Annotated in this window: 16 protein-coding genes and 1 pseudogene; 11 read left to right on the forward strand and 6 right to left on the reverse strand. The window is 31.8% G+C overall.

What is annotated here, in order from left to right; genetic code table 11:
- Positions 1-565: 565 nt before the first annotated feature.
- Both FC36_RS08170 and FC36_RS08175 read left to right on the forward strand, forming a co-directional pair.
- Positions 566-1,483: an AbrB/MazE/SpoVT family DNA-binding domain-containing protein gene (locus FC36_RS08170; RefSeq protein ID WP_023858768.1), complete on the forward strand. Its 918-nt coding sequence runs from the start codon at positions 566-568 to the stop codon at positions 1,481-1,483.
- Between the two features lie 301 nt (positions 1,484-1,784).
- Entirely contained in the window at positions 1,785-5,177 is a 3,393-nt protein-coding gene (locus FC36_RS08175; RefSeq protein WP_025020677.1) for an SEC10/PgrA surface exclusion domain-containing protein, read from the forward strand.
- Between the two features lie 329 nt (positions 5,178-5,506).
- Here the strand turns inward: FC36_RS08175 and FC36_RS08180 are convergent, their stop codons facing one another.
- Together FC36_RS08180 and FC36_RS08185 are read right to left on the reverse strand one after the other, a co-directional pair.
- Complete coding sequence (locus tag FC36_RS08180) at positions 5,507-5,860, reverse strand: hypothetical protein (protein WP_025020676.1); 354 nt, start codon at positions 5,858-5,860, stop codon at positions 5,507-5,509.
- Between the two features lie 293 nt (positions 5,861-6,153).
- On the reverse strand, positions 6,154-7,005 hold the full coding sequence (locus tag FC36_RS08185) for a site-specific integrase (RefSeq protein WP_025020675.1): 852 nt from the start codon (positions 7,003-7,005) through the stop codon (positions 6,154-6,156).
- 410 nt (positions 7,006-7,415) lie between these two features.
- On the opposite strand from FC36_RS08185, the gene FC36_RS08190 reads away from it, so the two are divergent.
- Positions 7,416-7,967, forward strand: a complete 552-nt coding sequence (locus FC36_RS08190; protein ID WP_056986832.1) for a hypothetical protein — start codon at positions 7,416-7,418, stop codon at positions 7,965-7,967.
- A 67-nt stretch (positions 7,968-8,034) separates the two neighbouring features.
- Here the strand turns inward: FC36_RS08190 and FC36_RS08195 are convergent, their stop codons facing one another.
- Complete coding sequence (locus FC36_RS08195) at positions 8,035-8,874, reverse strand: hypothetical protein (protein WP_025020673.1); 840 nt, start codon at positions 8,872-8,874, stop codon at positions 8,035-8,037.
- A gap of 205 nt (positions 8,875-9,079) precedes the next feature.
- On the opposite strand from FC36_RS08195, the gene FC36_RS08200 reads away from it, so the two are divergent.
- Positions 9,080-9,694: a hypothetical protein gene (locus FC36_RS08200; RefSeq protein ID WP_056986833.1), complete on the forward strand. Its 615-nt coding sequence runs from the start codon at positions 9,080-9,082 to the stop codon at positions 9,692-9,694.
- Between the two features lie 210 nt (positions 9,695-9,904).
- The gene (locus FC36_RS08205; protein WP_025020671.1) at positions 9,905-10,879 is read left to right on the forward strand and encodes an Abi family protein; all 975 of its coding nucleotides are present in this window, start codon (positions 9,905-9,907) and stop codon (positions 10,877-10,879) included.
- A gap of 418 nt (positions 10,880-11,297) precedes the next feature.
- Here FC36_RS08205 and FC36_RS08210 read toward each other — a convergent pair whose 3' ends face one another.
- Positions 11,298-12,059: a MurR/RpiR family transcriptional regulator gene (locus tag FC36_RS08210; RefSeq protein ID WP_056986834.1), complete on the reverse strand. Its 762-nt coding sequence runs from the start codon at positions 12,057-12,059 to the stop codon at positions 11,298-11,300.
- A 157-nt stretch (positions 12,060-12,216) separates the two neighbouring features.
- Between FC36_RS08210 and pfkB the strand changes: the two genes are divergently transcribed.
- From pfkB to FC36_RS08240, 5 genes and pseudogenes are all read left to right on the forward strand, one after another.
- A complete protein-coding gene (pfkB, locus tag FC36_RS08215) occupies positions 12,217-13,155 on the forward strand; it encodes a 1-phosphofructokinase (RefSeq protein WP_025020670.1) in 939 nt (312 codons plus the stop codon).
- 52 nt (positions 13,156-13,207) lie between these two features.
- Positions 13,208-14,922 (forward strand): annotated as a pseudogene (locus tag FC36_RS08225) (fructose-specific PTS transporter subunit EIIC); the annotation flags it as partial.
- Between the two features lie 328 nt (positions 14,923-15,250).
- Positions 15,251-15,751, forward strand: a complete 501-nt coding sequence (locus FC36_RS08230; RefSeq protein WP_056986835.1) for a hypothetical protein — start codon at positions 15,251-15,253, stop codon at positions 15,749-15,751.
- A gap of 494 nt (positions 15,752-16,245) precedes the next feature.
- The gene (locus tag FC36_RS08235) at positions 16,246-16,476 is read left to right on the forward strand and encodes a hypothetical protein (protein ID WP_056986836.1); all 231 of its coding nucleotides are present in this window, start codon (positions 16,246-16,248) and stop codon (positions 16,474-16,476) included.
- Between the two features lie 4 nt (positions 16,477-16,480).
- Positions 16,481-18,163: an Eco57I restriction-modification methylase domain-containing protein gene (locus FC36_RS08240; RefSeq protein ID WP_035188037.1), complete on the forward strand. Its 1,683-nt coding sequence runs from the start codon at positions 16,481-16,483 to the stop codon at positions 18,161-18,163.
- Between the two features lie 112 nt (positions 18,164-18,275).
- Here the strand turns inward: FC36_RS08240 and FC36_RS08245 are convergent, their stop codons facing one another.
- On the reverse strand, positions 18,276-19,322 hold the full coding sequence (locus tag FC36_RS08245) for a hypothetical protein (protein ID WP_025020667.1): 1,047 nt from the start codon (positions 19,320-19,322) through the stop codon (positions 18,276-18,278).
- Positions 19,303-19,557 (reverse strand): helix-turn-helix domain-containing protein, encoded by a 255-nt coding sequence (locus FC36_RS08250; protein ID WP_051527951.1) that lies wholly within the window; start codon positions 19,555-19,557, stop codon positions 19,303-19,305. Before FC36_RS08250 ends, FC36_RS08245 begins: the two co-directional genes overlap by 20 nt.
- Positions 19,558-20,118: 561 nt before the next feature.
- Here FC36_RS08250 and FC36_RS11945 point away from each other — a divergent pair.
- Positions 20,119-20,292 (forward strand): hypothetical protein, encoded by a 174-nt coding sequence (locus FC36_RS11945; RefSeq protein WP_155889568.1) that lies wholly within the window; start codon positions 20,119-20,121, stop codon positions 20,290-20,292.
- Positions 20,293-21,015 lie beyond the last annotated feature (723 nt).

Consider the following 21,015-nt stretch of genomic DNA (forward strand, 5'->3'; position numbering starts at 1 on the left):
ACACCAGAACCTGATACTGGAGTAGTAGGTGTTGCAGTGTTGGCTGCTTCATCAGCATTAGCTTTAACGGAAACAAAGAAAGTACCTAAAGCAACGGCTGCACCTGTGGCAACGCCTTTGTACGCCCTATTAAGCTTTAAAGTACGCTTCTTTTTAACAATTTTATTCTTCATAAAATTTTATTCTCCCTTTCAATAAGTTATTAAAAAACACAGATGTAGCACTAAAATTAAAAGTTAACGACTATCCCAAAAGAAGGAGCACGTAATTTTTAGGTAACAACATTCGCATTTTTCATAAATTAAAAGTAACACAATATCAGTGATATAATCAAGAATAAATGTCGTATATTTTACGACAAAACATAATATATATATACTTGTATTTTTAATTGAAACTATTCGTATTGTATATCAGTTAAACTGAACAATAATAACCTAAAAAATCACTATTTATTGGAAAGTAAAAAAATAAGTTGTATAATAAACGTATAAATTTGATTTACTTTACTTTTAATTTAAACAATTATTAGTAGTGTAATAAACGAATGAAAAGGAGAGTTTTTATGGAGAATAATGAACCTCAAAGTATACTTAGCAACGTATCAAAATGGGGCTCCTCATTAGGTATCAGAATACCTATGAAAATTGCACAACAAGTTGGTATTAAGCTATCCGATGTTATTCAGTTTTCTGAACTTGACGGTGGTATTTTTGTACAAAAGATAACGAGCCAATACCCATTGATTTCAGAAATGGAACCATACTTCTACTTCGAATCAGGTCTTGACGGATTTAATTTTCACTTTAAGCCAGTTGATGATGCAAAAGACGATATAATCTTTAAAACATTTTACGGGGCATTAGATCAGAACATTTCTATCATTTTGCTAGATAATAAGATAATCAATGCTAAAGATAAAACTTCCATTTTCAGAAATTCCCTTATCAAACAAAAGGGGACAAATCTACAAGGGAGATTTAAAATTGATGGTTTTAACGCCCGTATTCGGTATGCAGGTGAGCATAATATGATTTCACATCTTGCGAATGTTGAAATTTTAGACGGGCAAGCATTTATGTATTATTCTGAAACAGCTACAATTCCTGAGGTTGGTATCATCATCTTTTGCGATTTTAGTACAACATCTTTAAATGATGATTTTTTAGCTACACATGTTGAAAAACAAGCAGGATTAAAACGATACAAAGAAAAAAAGGAACAGGAAATCCAAGCCAAAATGCAAGAAATTTTTGATGACCTAAAACTTATGAATCGAGATTTTCTACTTGGAAGAAATAAATGGACTGTTCGTAGTAACGTTGATAGTAGTCTAAATATCCAAATCAGAAGTAGTTTAGGAGAACAAAGTCCCGGGAAAGAAAAATTTACAAGAAAAAACATCAAATTTATGCATCTGCTAGATATTCTTTTTCTAACGGACAAAGAAGTTCGGGACTATCTTGTAAAGGTAAAATTCTGAAACAATCGTAATGATAAGCGAGTGTTTGAACCACTTGCTTTTTTATTTGGTTTTAAGTAAAAAACACTTGTTCTATATAACGAAACGTTATATAATATAAGTGTAGGAAAAATGATTTTTCCTAACGCAAAAAAACATAGAATCTTCTCGCAAGTTTGTCTTAAATAGAATTTTGAAATGTAATCTAAATTTTATTTTGAATTCCTTTTTAAAATCCTTGACTTGTAGCGGAAATTGAGCTACAATTAACTTGTAAATAAAAATAAAGAAAGTAAATTATATCTTATAGGAGGATGCTTTTATGAATAAAGTTTCTAAAAAGACCGCTACTGTTGCAGTAGCATTAGCTACCGTAGGTGCAGGGGTTGCCACAACGGCACAAGCTGATGAAGTAACTTCCGTCCCTACAAATAATCAAAACAAAACTACTCAAGTTACTTCAGCTGAAACAGTTGAACAAGCACAAGTAAATGTTAACAGTGCTCAAAAGAATGTTAGCGATGTTCAAACACAGGTTAACCAAGCTCAAGTCGTAAATGACAAAGACGCTACTACGCTTAACCAAGCAACAAATTCCTTAAATGACGCAAAGAACAATTTAACTTCCGCTCAAGATAATGCAAAGGAAGCTACTCCTGAAAATCTTACTAAGCAAGAAAGTGCGATTGAAAATCAAGAAAAAGTAGTTGATTCTGCAAAAGCACAAGTTAATCAGGCTCAAGATAATGTTGTTCACGCACAAAAAGGCGTAGAAGATGCACAGGTATCTCTTGCTAAAGCCACAGATAACGTTAAAGCGCAAGAAAATGTTGTGTCTAAAGACCAAAGTACAGTTGACTCTGCTCAAAAGGAAGTAGACAACGCCGGTGTTACTAAAGCACAACAAAACTTAGAAAACGCTAAAAATAAGCAAGTCTCTGACGAAAGGGAATTGGCTTCTACTGAACAATCTGTAACTGAAACTCAAAAGAAAGTTGATTCTACTCAAACAAAGGTCAACGATGCGCAAAAGAGTGTTTCTAATGCACAAGCTAAGGCAGACTCCTTACAAGCCAAAGCGGACACAGCCAAGTCAGAAAAGGCACAAGCTGATAACGCTGCCAAAGCCCAAGAAAATGTTGTATCTAACGCAAAGCAAGCCGTGACAGATGCTCAAAATGCTGTTAATAATACTGGCATTGCGGATGCGCAAAAAGCAGTTGCAGATGCTAAAAATGATGTAACATCTAAGAATAATGCTTTAAACGTAGCTAAGGCAAACTTATCTAGCGCTAAGGTAGCAAATGACAAAGCTCAACAAGCATTGACAGATACAACTAAGCAATTAGATAGCGTAAAGAAAACCTTAGACAATGCAGTAAATGCTAGTTCACAAGCTCAACGTGAATTACAAAATGCTAAGGATGCAGTTGCTAACACGCAAAAAGAACTGGACAACGTTAACGACACTTTAGGCAACGTTAATACTATTGTTTTACCTAATGGTTACATTGATGAATTGAAAAAGCATTTAGGTGAACAACGGCTATCAAATTTTGACAAATTAGATCAAATTTCTAAAGGATACCTTTCATCAACTTGGCAAGAATCCAATGGTCTTAATACATTTAAGTCTAACAAAGCTGACCAAGCAAAAATCGTTCACATTGCTAAAAATGGTTTACTAGATAATGAAACGATTAAGGAGTTATCTTTATTCGCCGCTTCATTGTTGAACCCAATTCGTCGCCAAGTCGGAGCATACGATTTAGTAACATCAGATGCAAGCATTCTTTTTGGTAAAGCTGTGGATCAAGCATATATGGATGATGGGATGGTTATCGATGACGGACTTATGTTTGGACATGATAAAAAAGCCTTAGTTAAGGTTGGAAATGAATATGGAATTACTATAGGTGAAGATCTTGTTTACGGATATGTTTATGATGTTAATGATCATCCAATGGATAGGAACAAAGAGTATACAACAACATTAGATAACTTGAAAAAAGGTGTATACGACGGTATCACCATGATGTTATTCAACGATGCAGAATCAAAATATGGACATACATCAGATATTACTGGTTCTCGTACAGTGGGACCAAATGCCGTGTTTGCAGGTACTTATTCTAATCCACAACAATTTGCTGTTACTATGACTAGTGATGGAACTTTGCATTTTAACACTGCATATGTTTATGATGATGTAAAATACAACGCACCAACATTGGATGTAAATGAAAGTAAACTTTCAAAATACAATACAACTCCATACAGTAACAGTAACTCCAACGATAAGTTGTTACAACAAAAGCAAGACTTGTCTACTACTTTAGGACAACAAAAGTCAGACTTGACTAATGCTCAAACAAAAGCAAACCAAGCGTCTCAAACTCAAAAGGATGCACAAGCTGCATACGATTCAGCAAAGAGTGCAAATGACACAGCTAAGAATAACGCAGCTGTAGCATCAACTAACTTAGCTACTGCTACAGCTGCAGAAAAGGATGCACAAGACTCCTTGAATAAAGCTAACGATACCTTGAAGCAAGCTACTGATACATTAAATTCATTTACGGCTAATGCACAAGAAAAGGCAAAGAACTTAGAAAATGCACAAAAAGCATTATCAGATGCTCAAAGCGAATTAACTAAGTTGTACCAAGATCAAAGCGCAAAGAATGTTGCAAGTGATATGGCACAAGATAGCTTAAATAAAGCACAAAAGGAACTTAGCCAAGCTAAGACAAACTTAGAAGATGCACAAAAAGAATTAGCAAACAACAAGACTAAGTTATCTGAATTAAGCGGTAAGGTAGCGAGTCTTACAACTGATGTAGCTAAGGACAAAGAAGAAGTATCTAAGGCACAAAAAGCATTAGATAACGCAGGAGATGTAGCAAAACAAAAGGTACAAGCCTTAAACGAAGCTAAGACTAAGTTAGCAGACGACAAGGCTACATTAGAAAACTTAAAAGCCGAACAAGTGAAAGCTCAACAAGCGTTAGATCAAGCTCAAAAGAACCTTGATAACAAGCAAGGTGAAGTAACTAAAGCTCAAAAGGTATTGGCAGACGAACAAGCTAAGTTGAAAGACTTACAAGCAAAGCTTTCTGACTTAAAGAATGCTCCACAATTGCTTGCAGATGCTCAAAAGGCATTAGAACAAGCACAAACAAATGTGACTGAAGCACAACAAGCCTTTGATAATTCAAAGGAAACTCTTGATGAAAAGAAGAAGGCTTTAGACAATGCTAAGGACCAATTAACTAAGGCACAACGTGTCCTTGATAGCTTATTAGCAATTCAAAAAGCTGAAGAAGAAGCTAAAGCTCAAGAATTAGCTAAAAAGCAAGCTGAACAAGCTAAGGAACTTGCTAAGAAGAGTGGGTTACACGTCGAAGGAAACTTTGTTAAGAACGAAGATGGAACAATCATCAGCAACTGGTTTGCTAAAGATGGTGTTGTATACGATCAAAATGCCAAAGTAGTTAAAGGTGTTAAGGTCGATCCTAAGACAGGTGCAATTATCTCTGCCACAACAGGCAAGCAAGTAAACATGAAGACAGTTAGCGATAACACTAACCGTAGCCAACGTGCTTTACCACAAACTGGTGAAAAAGACAGCTTTGGTGTAACTTTAGGTGCTAGTTTAGTTGCCTTAAGTTCTATGATTGGTCTTGCTTGGACTGGTCGTCGTAAGAGAGACTAATATACCAAAAATAAAAGGTGAGGTCATGAAATAGACCTCGCCTTTTTATCTTATTCATAAAGGCTTTGATGGTAAAGTTAGTGCTCAGCATAATTCTTATGTTCCCACCAGTAAAGCAAAGAGCAGTGTCTAATATACCCAATAGCACAGAATTATGTTTGCGAAATATAACGCTAATCGATTGGCAAAAGACCAAAGAGATGTAAAAAATGAAGATAAACAAAGTAAAATTAAACAGTTCAACTTTAGTAAATTACTAACTTAAACCAAAATAAAAGTACTAGAAACCAATCATTATACATGGTCCTAGTACTTTTTGCTTAGAGAAATTATTTCTCGTCGTCATTTATAATCAAATATGCTTCTCGGCGTTTTTTATTGATATCTTCCTTAACATTATTGGGATATTTTTCTTTATATGCTTCAGCTCCCATGATAACAGCGGCTAGTAAAATATCAAAGTTAGGTGAATTAATACCACTGGTATTATAGCCTAATTCTTTAGCTACCGTTTTACCGATAAATTCATACCTTTTTTTCAACATATCCTTTCTTTTTTTGTCGATTTTAAGAGCTTTCTTTTGAATGTCATCAAATCCATCTCTGAAAACCTTATTTGATGTTTTTTTAGCTACTTTTTCTTCAATAGCTTTTTGGTCTAATATGTCATTTTTTTCAGTCATTATTGAGTTCAACTTCCTTTCGTTTTCTAAAATAAATTTTCTACTAGTATTTAAATTACGATATTTTTGGCAGGTATTTATCCCTTAGCCTTAATTACATTATAACGTAACAACGTAAAAAACACAATGATTTTATTTCGTTTTTTTTTGGAAGTATTTTACTTTTTATTTCTTAATAAATTACTGTTTTTATTTGTAAATTTTTGTATATTTTTATGTGTTTATATTGGTTTACTAAAACGTAGCAAACAAAACCAATAATACAAAAAAACCCGCAAATAAAGGGATTAACATCATTTAAAGTATCTTTTAGCTAACCTACGATACCAATCAAGAGTTTGTTGGTTCATGTGCAAAGTTTCTTTAAGAACAGCTTCACTAATATCAGGATGAGTTTCCAAATAATAAATAATATTTGTACGATATAATTCCCGTGTTTTTGTAATAAAAGGAAACCATTTTTTATCACGCTGCAAGTATCTTGATAATTGTTGGTTTGTCGAAATCAAGTAATTATCTTTGCTTTGAGATCTACGCTGAATTAATAATGCCTTCGTTTTATATTTTTGTTGAAGGGGACGTATTCTGTTCCTAAATTTGTAAAAAAATATTTGCTGATATTCAGGAGCATTTTTCATCTCTTTGTTAGCAATTTTATAAAAATCTTCTGCTAGAATTTCTTTTAGTTTATAGAACCTTGCAGTAAACAATAGGAAAAAACGGGTATAGTAGTCAATACGTTCATTTTCTAATAAATCTTGCAAACTATCGATCCATCCAACATCATAAATCGTAACTTTATACGATCCAACTGTTGGAAGTCCAATTACATCCAAAGTAGGAAGAACCTTGGTTTTTTCGGTTCTAAATAAATATTTATAATATCCCGCGATAGAATATAAGTACTGATTAGTTGATCCAATTGTTAAATTACGTAAATCACCTATATATACTAGGAACTCTCTTATATCACTTTCAACAATTGAATCTACGTGATAACCTGATTCAATAAAAGAACGATTATACAATGATTCGTAATAGAAGAATGATTTTAGATGATAATCATTATTTTTGATCGTTATTTTATTTTTTTCTTGAATAGTATTCATGTATTGAAGATACTGGTTTTGATAAGGGTAGTCCAAAAAATCACCTCACAATAGTAATAGTATGCTTTTTGTTATAAAAACTTATCAATACAATAATCTCAATTAAATAGCAATATGTCAATGTAAATATATATAAATTTTTAACAATGTTGTTGTACGTTAATTAACAGTAGGAATTGAATTTAAAAAACAAAACAAAATTTATATTTCATTTTAAAATCCATTCTGAAAAAAATAGTTGTTAAAAAGCTTAAAATGTAGCTGCAAAAGCATTCTTGCTACTATTCTTCCTTATTACTAACTATACCATATACCATCCCAAGCGCCGATTTCTTAAAAAGGTAAAAACCAAAAGCATATCCTTCTAACAATTTTAATGACGCCGTTTCACAAATGGTGGATATTTAAATACTACTGTTAATACAAAAATTTATTGGCATTATAATGTGTCTAACGACACAGTTACTGTAAAAAAGATGGAATTATCGTGTAATAACCTTCCTCCAGAATACCAAGACCCAAATTTTGAATACGGTTTTCATGATACCGTCGTTTATATGAAACCTGATGCACCTCTTCCTAACGTTTACACGCAAACTTATATTTATGGTGAAGATAGTAATCATAGAGATATAATTGAATTGCAAAATAATGAAGGCTCAAAAAAATTAACGGATGATATTATTCAATCAAATCCATCAGATTATTTATTTGTAACAGTTAAAGATACAGGGATAGGTACGTATTCAAATTTAATAAATAGTAATGCGCTAAACAGTCCGTATACAGTTAAAAGAAATTCAGAAGGTAACTTTGTCCTTTTAAAAACAGCTGATAGATGGAGAAGTGGTGAACCTACTATTGGAGCTACTCAAACTCCAATTTGGGATTATGGTGATTATTCTGTAAGAATTGATAATATACCTGCTAGACCAACTGTCACGTATTCCCTAAATGATGTGACAACAAAAATAAGTTTTAAATCAATAAGTCAATAAGAAAAAACCTCAAGAAATTACTACTTTTAACAATTTCTTAAGGCTTTCAATGTTTATACTTTTTCCATTATACAGAAGAATTATTTTTTAAGTTATTTTCAAAAGCATATTTAATGTCTTCAAATTTATCAGACCATACTAGTATAGTATTTTCTTCCTTGTCTTTATCATTGATTTTAGATTTAACAATATAATAGTAAGCCTTATGTCTAATACTCATATCTCTAATTAAATAATACTTTGGGCCTAATTTTTTCTCTGATACAGCTAACACTAAATATTGTTTCATATATTCAGGTTGATCATTTTTAGTATCTAAGATTAAAGAATTAAATCTAATCTCCTCAACGTTAGGAAAATCTAAATTTGATAAAACTGAAGTTTTAGAGTGAAAAACATTGTAAAAGATTTTAATAATTAAAATAAGAGAATTTAATGAGACGAGAATAATATTTGCAAATGAAAACGAAACTTCACCGTATAAAAAAAGAATACTGAAATAAGTAATCCATAATTTTTGAAAAATAAACACTGTAAGTTTTTTAATGCACTTCATAGCAGCAAAAGGATTATATGCTATGATTTTCCCATCATCAGTATATGTTTTTTTACCAGTTCCAGGTATATATCTACTTATAAGGAAGAAAATGAGAAGTAAAAATAGTAAAATAACTGCAATCATAACAATGATATTGAAAGCAAAAAAATTATCCAAAATAGATATGAATGTTTTCAAAAAAAGTGGAGGTTCTTCAGATATAAATATTAATTTTTTATTTTTACCATCAATACAATTCAGCGCTATACTAATTATTTCGAATAAGAAAACTACTTCGAAATAATTGATACCTAGATTTTTTTGAAGATATTTCTTTAATTGTTTGTAGATGGATTTTAATTTATCCATTTTATCTACTCCTTTTATTTTTAAAGATGTAAGATACTGAATATATTATGTAATTAATTATAGTACATTTTTTTGCTGTGTCAATTTTAAATTTAGATCCCTATACATTTGAATTTAGTGTTATTTTGGTATAAAATGAAATTATACTTATGATATATCATTAAATGAATTAGCAAAGTAAAAAATGTAAAATGGGAGAAAAGTAATGGAAATAAAGAAAGAATACACTTTAGAAGAAATTTCAAAGTGGTTATCTGAAATTAATTATCCTAAAAAAGTTAGAACACTAAGAGAATGGTTTAAAGATATTCAACCTTCAAATGGAATATCAAGACCATCAAAATATGATTACGATACAGTAATTAGTATTATCAAAGAAAAGATTAACAATAACAAAAGTAAAAAAGAAACGTTAAAAGAGATGATAAAAAAAGATGAAGACGAAATATTTAATTCGTTAAAAAGACAAGAAGAAGAGGGGTATATATATCCAGGAGAAGCAATAGACTTATTTTATCAAAATGATATAAGTAATTGGGAAGAGGATGCATATAAAAAAGCAGAGGAATATGCTGAAAAAAAACAACAGAATATAATCAATACATTAATTATAAAATTATTAATCAGAGAATTAGGGTATTCTCTTCAAGAAGAGAAAATTCATAATGATTTGGTAAATAGTTATCTATATGGAATGACTTATAGAAAATTTGATAGCAATGAATATGTTGATCCTAGAATTCCAATCATGAAAAAATCACAAATAGATATTCACAAATTAGATATCGACACTTATTTTACAAAAACAAAGAATAGATAAACATCTAGCTTTAGCGTCTTGCAATAGTATTATAAAGCAAGTATTATTACGATAGAGATTAATAAAAGTAAAAAAGTAAAAAATAGTTGACAAAAAAATATTTTTTAAGTAGAATGAAAATAAATAGGAGGGGTAGTTACTCTACGGAGCCTGCCGCGGAAAAATACTTTCATTCTGCTTCACTTTGAGGTACGGATGGAGGTATTTTTTTTGAATAAAGTATTTAAAAGTGTAGAAGAACAAATTAAATTATTAGAATCTCGAGGGTTAAAATTTTCAGATAAAGCCAAAGCACAAGCTTATCTGCTAACGAATAATTATTACAGTATTATAAATGGATATAGTAAAATTTTTATGGATTCCGATAGTGATAAATACATTAGTGGAGCAACATTTGACGAAATTATTAGTTTATATTTTTTTAACAGAGAACTGCGAAAAACACTCTTGGACTCTTTGCTACTTGCTGAACATCATTTGAAATCCATTTTAGCCTATCGCTTTGAGGAATATTATCAAGGGAAAAAAGAAGCATACCTTGATGTCAGTTCGTTTAATCATGAAAAAAGTTTAGATATATCTTACATCATAACAAAAATTTCAAGAACCATAACAAATAAATCAAGGTATAAGAATAACGCAATAAATCACTACCGAGAAAAATATAATTTTGTACCATTGTGGGTAATGGTTGAATTTTTAGAATTTGGCGACATACTAACGTTAATTAAGGTATTGCCAACAGATTTACAAAACAAAATAGCTCATGATTGCTATAACTTTATAAAAAGAGAGAACAAAGATTCTGAACATGGGCAATTTTCGCCCAATATAATGATTTCGTTTATTGAAGTATTAAAAGATCTTCGAAATGCATGTGCACACGACGACGTACTACTCAATTTTAATAGTATAAAAACTGCTATTTATTATCCTTATTTACATGATATTCATGATTCGATTATAAGGGATGATGATAAAACAAGAAGAACTGTTTATTGTGCAATGATTATTTTAGAATGTTTTATTAGTAATAATGAATTTGCAATATTAAATAACACTGTGAGAAAACGCTTTCGCAATTTAGAAAATAAAGTACACTCAGTATCACTTGATAAAATTCTAAGTGAACTTGGTTTTCCCCAAGAATGGCAAAGAAGAGACCCATTGCCACAATTAAGTTGAACCAATTTTATTACCGTCTTAAACTATCCATCTGGTCATGGTTGCGCTTGCAACCATGACTTTTTTAGGTTCTTTACAAGTCGCTGCGTTTAGTAATTTTTAACGTATATTTATTATATAGCCCTAAAATCGTGCCATTTTGCACCTTTTTGGCACAATTTTTGAATAAATAGTACAATGAAACATCATCTAAAGTTTGATAAGCAGATACGAGAATTAAAGAAAAATAAATTATAAGCAAATAAGCCAAGCATCCCTAATTTTAAGTATATGCTTGGCTTTTTATATGTTTGGCAGATTGCAATAATTACAATTATTATGATTATTGCAAGACTTTTTCTTATTAATAACCATAGCTTGAATTCAGATATCCATAGTTATCTTTAATTTAAAATTACTGATTGTAACATAATTTTTCTTAATGATTGTTATTTCTAACGAGATAAGAATCAGCAAATATTCTGGTCATAATATCCAAAGGTAGTCTTGACTTAACTTCGTAATTGCTAAAGAAGTCATCTATCGACTGATAGCCAATAAAACTAACTGTACTTGCGGGTATAAGTAAAGAATTTTCATTAGTAGTAAATATAATAGTGGGGATGTTTTTTTCTTCCAAAATACAAGAAGCTTCGACTAACTCACTTGTTTCACCGTTAAGAGAAATAAATATAACAACTGCATCTAAAGTAATATTCTTCGATAACTCAGTTATGATATTAGGATCTGAATATGATTCGGTATATTTACCTGCCAATTGTAGTTTTGTTGTTAGACTTCTTGCTGTAAGTTCAGACATACCTCTAGAGAAAATATAAGCTCTATCTGCATTTTGTAACAATTTAATACCATCTTCAATATCAGCATAATTCAAATTTTTAAGAGTATTCGTAAGCTCAATTTCGTTTTTTCTAATCACATTTTGAATACTTTTATCCGCTTCCTCAAGTACCCTAAAATTACGATAATTTTCGCTACATTCTGTTCTTAATTTTTCCCGATAAGAGGTATATCCCGAATAGCCTTTTTTCTTTAAAGTCCTCACAATAGTAGCCGGAGAAACGTTACTATACTCACTAAGTTGAGTGATAGACATTTTAATTATTTCTGTCGGATTATCACTAATTAAGTGCCAAAGATATTTCTCTGTTTCTGTTAATTTATTTTTGATTTTTCCCATGATAAGACCCCGATTTTTGAATGGAAATTCAGAAAATATTTTTCGAATTTTATTAGCATTTAGAAAACCTAAATCTATTATAATTCATTATAATAAAAGCGTAAATAAAAACGATTGGTTTTGTTTGTATTTAAAACGAAGAAAAGGAGGGGTCCTCATGATTTACACCATAACGCTTAACCCTGCGATAGATTTGGCAATCGAAACAGAGACTTTGAGGAATGGAGTGGTAAATAGAACTAATTTTTGCGATATTCAACCCAATGGAAAAGGAGTAAATGTTTCTATTATTTTAAAAAAACTAAATGTTGATAATATTGCTTTAGGCATTGGCGGTGGATTCACACTAGATTTTATTTCAGACAGTTTAAAATCAAAAGGAATTACTAACAAATTCTGGCGTGTAGAACAACCAACAAGAATCAACGTATTCACGAAAGTCGTTTCAACAGGGGAAGAATTTAAAGAGGTTAACCCTGGGCCAACTATCCCTAAAAACTTACAAGAAAAATTGCTAACATATTTAAAAAAACATGTTACTTGTGATGATTGGATTATTGTTTCAGGTTCATTTTCAAAAGGTATATCTCCTAGTTATTTAGAAGATATAGCAAAAATAAGTAGGGAAGTTAATTGTGGGTTAGTAATCGATAGCTCCTATAAAGAAGTGTTAGATATTCTGAAATACAATCCTTACTTAATAAAGCCAAATGAAGAAGAACTATTAGAATGGTTCGACGATAAAAACAGGGATGATATGAATCTAGATATACTTATCGAGTATGGGCAAAATTTGATAGAAAGAGGAGCAAGAAATGTATTGTTATCATTAGGTGATAAAGGTGCTTGTTTAATCACTAATACCAACGTATATGTAAGCAATGCTCCAAAAATCAAATTACAAAATTCAGCGGGATCAGGTGATACAATGTTAGGAACTTTTATGGGGGAAATAATTAATAAAGTGCCAACACTTGAAGCCTTTAAACGTTCTATTGCGGCTGGTTCCGATACAGCTCAATCAACAGGATTAACTGATTTTAAAACAGTTTCAGAACTTGAAAAACAGGTAAAAATCACTTGTTACTCAAAGTAATCAGAAGACAAGATTATTGGCAATAATCATTTTAAAAGAAAGGGCGATTAATATGCAAAAATACGACATTATTGGAGCAACAGGTTGTGCTACCGGTATAGCACACACATTTATGGCACAAGAAGCTCTAGAAGAAGCAGCAAAAAAATTAGGGTACACAATAAAGATTGAAACACACGGTCAATCAGGTACTGAACACGTTCTAACAGAAGAAGAAATTAAGGAAGCAAAAGCAGTTGTTATTGCATCAGATATTGACGTAGACCCAGATCGTTTTGCAGGAAAACATGTAATTAAGGTTCCAGTTGCAAAAGCAATCAAAGATGCAGAAGGACTAATTAATAAGTCCTTTACAGCACCTATTTGGAAACCAGAATTAGTTGGAAAGTCTAACTCTAACATCACAAAAAATCAAAGCTCTGATAGCATTGGTCAACAATGGTATACAGCTTTGATGAACGGTGTATCACATATAACGGTGTATCACACATGCTACCTTTTGTTGTAGCAGGTGGTGTTTTAACAGCAATTTCATTTTTCTGGGGAATTTACTCGTATGACCCAAAAAGTGCCCAATACAACCTTATCGCAGCTACCTTGAAATCAATCGGTGGTGTTTCCATTAATTTAATGGCTCCTGTATTCGCAGCATTTATTGCTGAATCGTTATCTAAGCGTGCCGGATTAGTTGCGGGTCTAGTTACAGGTATGATTGCACTTAATGGCGGTACGGGCTTTTTAGGAGCATTAGTTGGTGGTTTTATCGCAGCCTACATCGTAAAGCTTGTAGAAATGTGCTTTACTTGGTTGCCTGACAAGCAATTTAGGGGCTTGAAGTCAATTTTCTTAACTCCAGTATTTTCTGTATTACTATCTGGAGTGGTGATGACATTAATTAATACACCAATGGCAGCTTTAAATACAGGCTTAATGGACTGGCTAAAAACAGTTCAAAATGTAAGCCCTATCTTATTAGGTATTATTGTTGGCGCTATGTGTGCCTTTGACTTTGGTGGCCCAGTCAATAAAGCAGCTTATTTAACAGGTACAGCATTATTAGCACAAGGTAATTACTACTTTATGGCAGGGGTTTCAGCAGCATGTATTGCACCTCCTTTGGCAACAACAGTTGCAGTTTTACTCAAGCCAAAAGCATACTCAAAGTCTGAACGTTCAGCAGGTTATGTCAATGCTTTATTAGGATCAACGCATATTACTGAAGGTGCTATTCCATTCGCAGCTAAGAATCCTATTAAGAATATTCCGGCATTTATGGTAGGTTCAGCAATCGCCGCAGCTCTATCTTACGTAGGTAAAGTTCAAGTTCCAGCTCCTCATGGTGGCTTTATTATCTTACCGTTAGTTAACCACCCATTAATGTGGGTTATCTACATTTTAATTGGTGCAATAGCATCTGGGATACTTCTTGCCTTAATCGCAGGCTCAGATGTAAAAAAAGCTCGAGCAAATGGCCCAAGAGTTGACATCTTTACAGGGGAAGTTATTGAAGAGGATGACAAAGAAACAAGTAACGCAAAAGAAAATATCGTTTCAAATAAGCTCAACCCAGCTGATATTTTAGAAGAACAAAATATCAAAGTAGGAGTAAAAGTTAATTCAAGAAATGAAGCATTACAATTCTTAGCTGAAATGGCTAAAGAACAGGGATTAGCTACTGACAGCGAAAAAGTTTACAACGCGTATTTAAAACGTGAACAAGAATCAACAACTGGAATGACTGACGGTTTTTCCATTCCTCATGCACAAAAATAGCAAATAAGCCAAGCATCCCATCCATTTAAGCACTCAAACATATTGATTATTTGCTTGGTGATCGGGATGTTTGGGTTTGCTAAGTTAGTCAGAGTGACAGAGTAGAAGTGTTCCAGTAGTACAGTTCGAGGCATTATCCACCAAAATTAAGTAACAAAATTAAGTAACAAAATTAAGTAACAAAATTAAGTAACAAAATTAAGTAACTTAGCATTGAGCAATATTTTCTTACGTGCTTTTTTCCGTGCCAAAAGTTATAATTATTATTAAAAATTAGATTAATTAGATTAAGACTACTTAGGACTTAGAAAGGAAGAAAAATATGCTTACTGCCGACGAAATCCGTCAACTACAAAAAGATTTTGAATTAGAAAATTATACGAAAATTCAAGCTACTTTACGCTACCTCATTCATAACCATGAATTATTTGAAGAATATTTTAATCGCCGCTTGGTTCTATCTGTGGAACTAGAAGCCAAACACCACTGTCGTATTAATATTTTTGACTTTTTCAAAAGCTTACCCACGATTAAAGACGATAACGAAGCTTCCCAAGGACTAGATGTCTTACACGGCATGACTACCAAGAAGATTACCCCTTCTATTGATATGGCCATCAAGACTTACATGCAAGGGCTTAATGCCTCCTTAATTGGAGCCGGTTATAAGACTAAACTATCTGAAGATTTCACTAGTTACATTATTTATGTTTCTTGGCGGAATTCAGATTTACCTAACGTTACAACTTCCACACCTGTTGAAGCCAAACCACAGCCCAATTTAGAAGACACCCAAACTTTTGTACGTTTTCCTAAGCTGTAATACTTATTCCAACGCACTTACGTATAACTTTGTAATTACCAACTACAAGCGGTACAATGAGATCACGCCAAAGTTATTAAGAGTCTTTTTGCTTACTTTTTGTTGCGATTGTCGATGTAAGTTAGCAATGCAAGAAAAGCATACAAGCGCAAAGCCAAGCATATCTCAAAACAGGGGATGCTTGGCTTTTTGCAATATTAGAAATGCGATAGTAGCATGCTTGCTCTATAACAGCAATCATGTTACTATCGTTGTAACAGTTGCTATCACCTTCTGAACTACTCGAGTAATTATTAGCAAAATCCTATATAACTAATAATGTGAGCATAGATAAGCCGTCAGTTTAGAGTATAGCAGCTGTTAATTCGTGATATGTCCAAAAATAAGGGACTATCACGCTTTTTAGCTATTGACATTTATAACGAAACGTTATAAAATGATTATGTAATGATAATTAATAATTCTCTAAAAACTCTAAAAAAGGAGGGCTCCATTTGGTTAAAGAATCTCAAAAACACGCATCTCGTGCTTGGGAAAAACGTAACCCAGAACGTACATCATACCTAGCTTTAAGAAGAGCCACATTTAACTTTGTTCATCCCAAGCCTGGAACAAAAGCAGAACGGGCAATACAGGCAAACTGGGATGATTATATTGATGATTTAGACACGTTAAATCATTTATTAGAGCAACAAAAAACAATGTATTTCAACGGAAAGAAGTGAAGTTATGATTTTAACTCAAGAAAAGAAAAATGGTATTCAATATACCCCTGACGATCTTTCTTTATTTATAGCACAACAGCTTAAATATTATTTTTTAAGAGAAAACTCCGACAGTGTCAGCAACCAAAAGCTAAAATTACTGGATCCAGCATGTGGAGATGGTAATCTTCTTCTAGCTGTTCAAAATGTTTTTAAAGATATTGATTATCAAGGATATGGTATTGACATAGACCAAAAAGCTATTCATATTGCAGAAGGGAAACTAAATCACAACAATTTTAAACTTTTCTCTGCCGACTACCTCTCTTTAATCGAAAATGTTGAAAATGTTAATTTATTCAATCAACCTAACAGTCTCAACAATGAAATAAATAATATTGATTTAATAATCGCAAATCCTCCATATATTCGAACATCAATTCTAGGTGCTGAAAGGTCTCAACACTTAGCAAAATTATTTAATTTATCTGGAAAGGTTGATATGTATCATGTCTTTCTTAAGGCTATGACCAACACTTTAAAGGATAACGGCATTTTATGCGTTATAACTTCTAATAAGTATCTAACGAATAAAAGTGGTAAAAACATACGAGACTTCTTAAGTGATAACTTTAAGATTTTAAATATTATTGATTTAGGTGACACTAAACCATTTTCCGCAGCCGTATTACCTGCAATTTTTATTGGGAAAAAGAAAAAACATAGTGATAACAGTAGCGTTCCATTTACTAGGGTATATGAATCAGCCTCAAGTGCAAAGTCTACAGATTCTATAGACAAATTATCGACACTACTAAAAGAGAAAAATGGAATACATTCATATAAAGGACATTCTTTTAAGGTAACATCTGGCTTATTAGATGCTTCTGTTTCAGATACTCCTTGGAATATGGCAACTTTTGCCGAAAAAGAATGGGTTACCAAATTAGAAAAAAATGCTCATAAAAAATTCGGTGATGTTTTTGATGTCCATGTAGGAATTAAAACTACTGCGGATAACGTATTTATAAAGAAAAATTGGAAAGATTTAGATACCAATATAAGACCCGAAAAAGAAGTTTTACATCCTTTGGTCTCATCAAAAACCATTGAGAGATGGCAAACTCATCCCGATAATTTAAATACTATTTTATATACTCATACAATAAAAAATGGTAAAAGAATCCCAATTGACTTTTACAAATATCCCCATGCATATAACTACCTATTAGAACATAAACAACAATTAGCTGGTAGATCTTATATAAAAAAGGCAAAACGTAAATGGTACGAAATATGGGTTCCGCAACAACCCGAACAATTAGCCAATAATAAAGTCATATTCCCGGACATTAGTCAGCAAGCTAAATTTGTTTATGATGACAAGGGGTATTATGTTGATGGAAATTGCTATTGGCTAACAACTAAAAATGATGTTTCAAATAATTATCTTCTATTAGCAACCGGTGTAGCAAATTCAAGTATTATGGAGAAATACTACAATATTAAGTTTCAAAATGTATTGTATAGTGGTAGAAAACGCTATTTAACACAATATGTAAAAAACTATTTACTTCCGGACATCAACAATAAACATTCACAAAAGATTATTAAACTCGTTAAAATGATATGCAAAAATCCAAATGATACTAAGAAATTAGAAAAAAGTATTAATAGTGAAGTACAACTGGCTTTTAATATGCAATAAAATCATATTTTTCATCGAGAAAAATACCGAGAACTAAAAAACGTTCTCGGTATTTTTTGTGTAAACCTAAACCAAGTTAAGGAGTCTTCATACTGCTATAATAAAAGAAGAACTATAGATTCCAATATTCTTTTTTTAAAGACAACTGAATTTTTTTATTCTGCTTATTTCCGCTGAAAAGATGAAAATATTTAAAAAAATCCTTCCCAGTTACTAAGAATATTTTATCAATTGTCATTTGAGTATCATGAATACTGCAATAAAATATTGCGTAACGTAAATCTTCAACTTTAGGAACATAGCCATTAATAGCTGGAATATTAAGTTCTTCTTGATCATCTGGTTTAAACAATCCTAAATCAATCGTTCTTGAAGTTTGCCTTTTAATTTCTAATAATTGGTTCATCAAATCTGGTAATTGTCCATTTTCTCTATATTGTGTATATCCCAATTGTTTATAGACTATTCCTTGTAAAATGTTACCATCCGTTCTCTCTTTACCTGTGATATTAAAGTTCTTACCTTCCAATAGCTTTAAGCGGTTAAATATACTTTTAATACTCATAATACTTTTAGCAGTAGGGAAAGAAGCAGGATCTTGTGTTACAAGAGTATTAAATTCACCAAATGCATTTTGAATATTATCAGTATCATGAGTACTTAGAAGTGTCGACTTATTATAGTCTTTAATTAAACTTGCTTGATATTTTGTTGTTAATGTCCCAGTTGAATCAAATTCCTGTAAGGTATTTCCAGATAAGATTAATACGTTAACTACTACATTTTTATCGTTCAACATTATTAAACAATAACGTCTAGTTGGTGTGATTTCTTCATTCCAAATTTGAAGATTATTAGATTGCTGAGCATACTTATCAAAGTTCTGACATACAAACCGAGGATGAGTCTTCTTGAACGACTTAGGAACAGGATAGCCCATAGCCTTGCAAATATCTTGATTTATAGACTTTGATCGAGTTCTATTTGCCTGACCTTCATAAGATTTACCGAGTAAAGAAGACCTTAACAAATACTCTAGCTCTTGATCTCCTAACCACAAATCTTTATCCTTTGGTGTTGTCTTTTCATAAATCGTCTTTTGACTTTTTTCGATATTATTACGGATACGCTTAGCATTATTAATGATTTCCTGATTCATATTTAGACGCTTCCTCTACTAATTGAAATAAAGTTATATTCAAAGCTTTAGAAATAGTAGTTAATGTTCCTATAGTCGCGTTTCTTTCTCCTCTTTCTAGTCCACCAATATATGTTCGATCTAGACCGGACATAAAACTTAAATATTCTTGTGACCATTTTTTCTGCCTTCTTAATTTTTTTACAGTTTGACCTATTGTATACATATTTCTTTTTATTAACTCTGAATTTTCCATGTGTTCATTATTCTTCAACATTTTTCCTATATCAACCGATTAAAAGTATCATTTAAAGCAGCGACCGTTTAAATGATACCAAAAAAGAATTAACCAAAACAAACAAGGCCGTACATCGCACAGCTAACCCGAAATTTTGATGAAGCTTTTGCCATAAATTATCAAATACGCCAAGCATACTAACTGAAACGTAAAAAGTGGGGATGCTTGGCTTTTAGTGTAATGGTGTTTTAGGCACATTTACATCTCAATGTAAACATATCCTACTTATATCATAGTATATTTTAGCCAGTACCGTATTCGCCTAATTTTAAGCGGTTGTAACATCTTATTTTCTTGCAGCTATAACTAATTAGAATAGTCAGTAACATATCATAACATAAGTAGTACAGAACAAGAAAGAGCTTATCCATCAGCAATGCAAGCACAATAATTTCAGAGAAAGAGTAAAATATGGTATTATTCAGTAATAGTCAGTAATAATCAGTAGAGAGCAGCATGTGGGATGTAATTTAGCAAAATCATATCCACAAGAAAATTAAAAAGAAAGAAACGAATCAAATGAACAGCAAACACATAAACTTTGACAAATATCTGGAAGAACAATTATCAGATCCAATGAAGAAAAAACATTTTGATAACCAAAGAGCAAAATTAGATGATGACTTCAACAGAGTTTTAGAAAAAAATTTGGCCCAAAACAAAGAAGTGCTAAAGTATTTAAAAAATAAATAAGAACAACGAAAGCACAAAAAGATTGTTTTGTAAAATCTGAATTACGAATTTCGTAAAAACTAGGTAGAAGATGTTTTGAAACAGTCATTTTCTTTTTTATCAATTATATCTTTCCGAAAAATCTATATATTTTAGAAAGATGAGAAGAACAATTTGCACCGAAAATTGTTCTTCTCCCCTTATATTGTTTTTTTACCCTCATATTATGACGTTATTAGTTCATCCGCTGCTATAAGTTATTAGTGTTGACTTGCAAGTACTATATAGCTTATAATGGCAAATGAAAAAGGACAGGTACGCTAATACCCATCCTTCTTAGCTGTCGGTCGACGGCACGTTTATAGGTAAACTTAACCGCTTGAAATTGGGAGTTTGGAGCGGTTTTTATTTACGCAAATTTTTTTATAAAGCTATATTCCTAAAGCACTCTAGCAAATGTATTGATTTTTATAACGAAACGTTATAAAATGGTATTGTTTAAAAAGTAACAATTTGCGGTATACAGTACATTATGCGATACACTCCCCCCTCGCCTCTAAAAATATGATAGTACGATAGAAAGGAACACATTTTATATAGCAGTTAAAATGGAGAAGCCTCTCTACAAACCATCCCCTATATATTCAACTGTCCTACCTACTCACGTTGACGAGAATGTGTAACGTCATACTGCATACGTTAGATAGACATTAATGCATTAGAAAAACACTCTAAATAAACACG

This window comes from Ligilactobacillus equi DSM 15833 = JCM 10991 (assembly GCF_001435735.1).
In the GTDB taxonomy this organism is placed as follows: domain Bacteria; phylum Bacillota; class Bacilli; order Lactobacillales; family Lactobacillaceae; genus Ligilactobacillus; species Ligilactobacillus equi.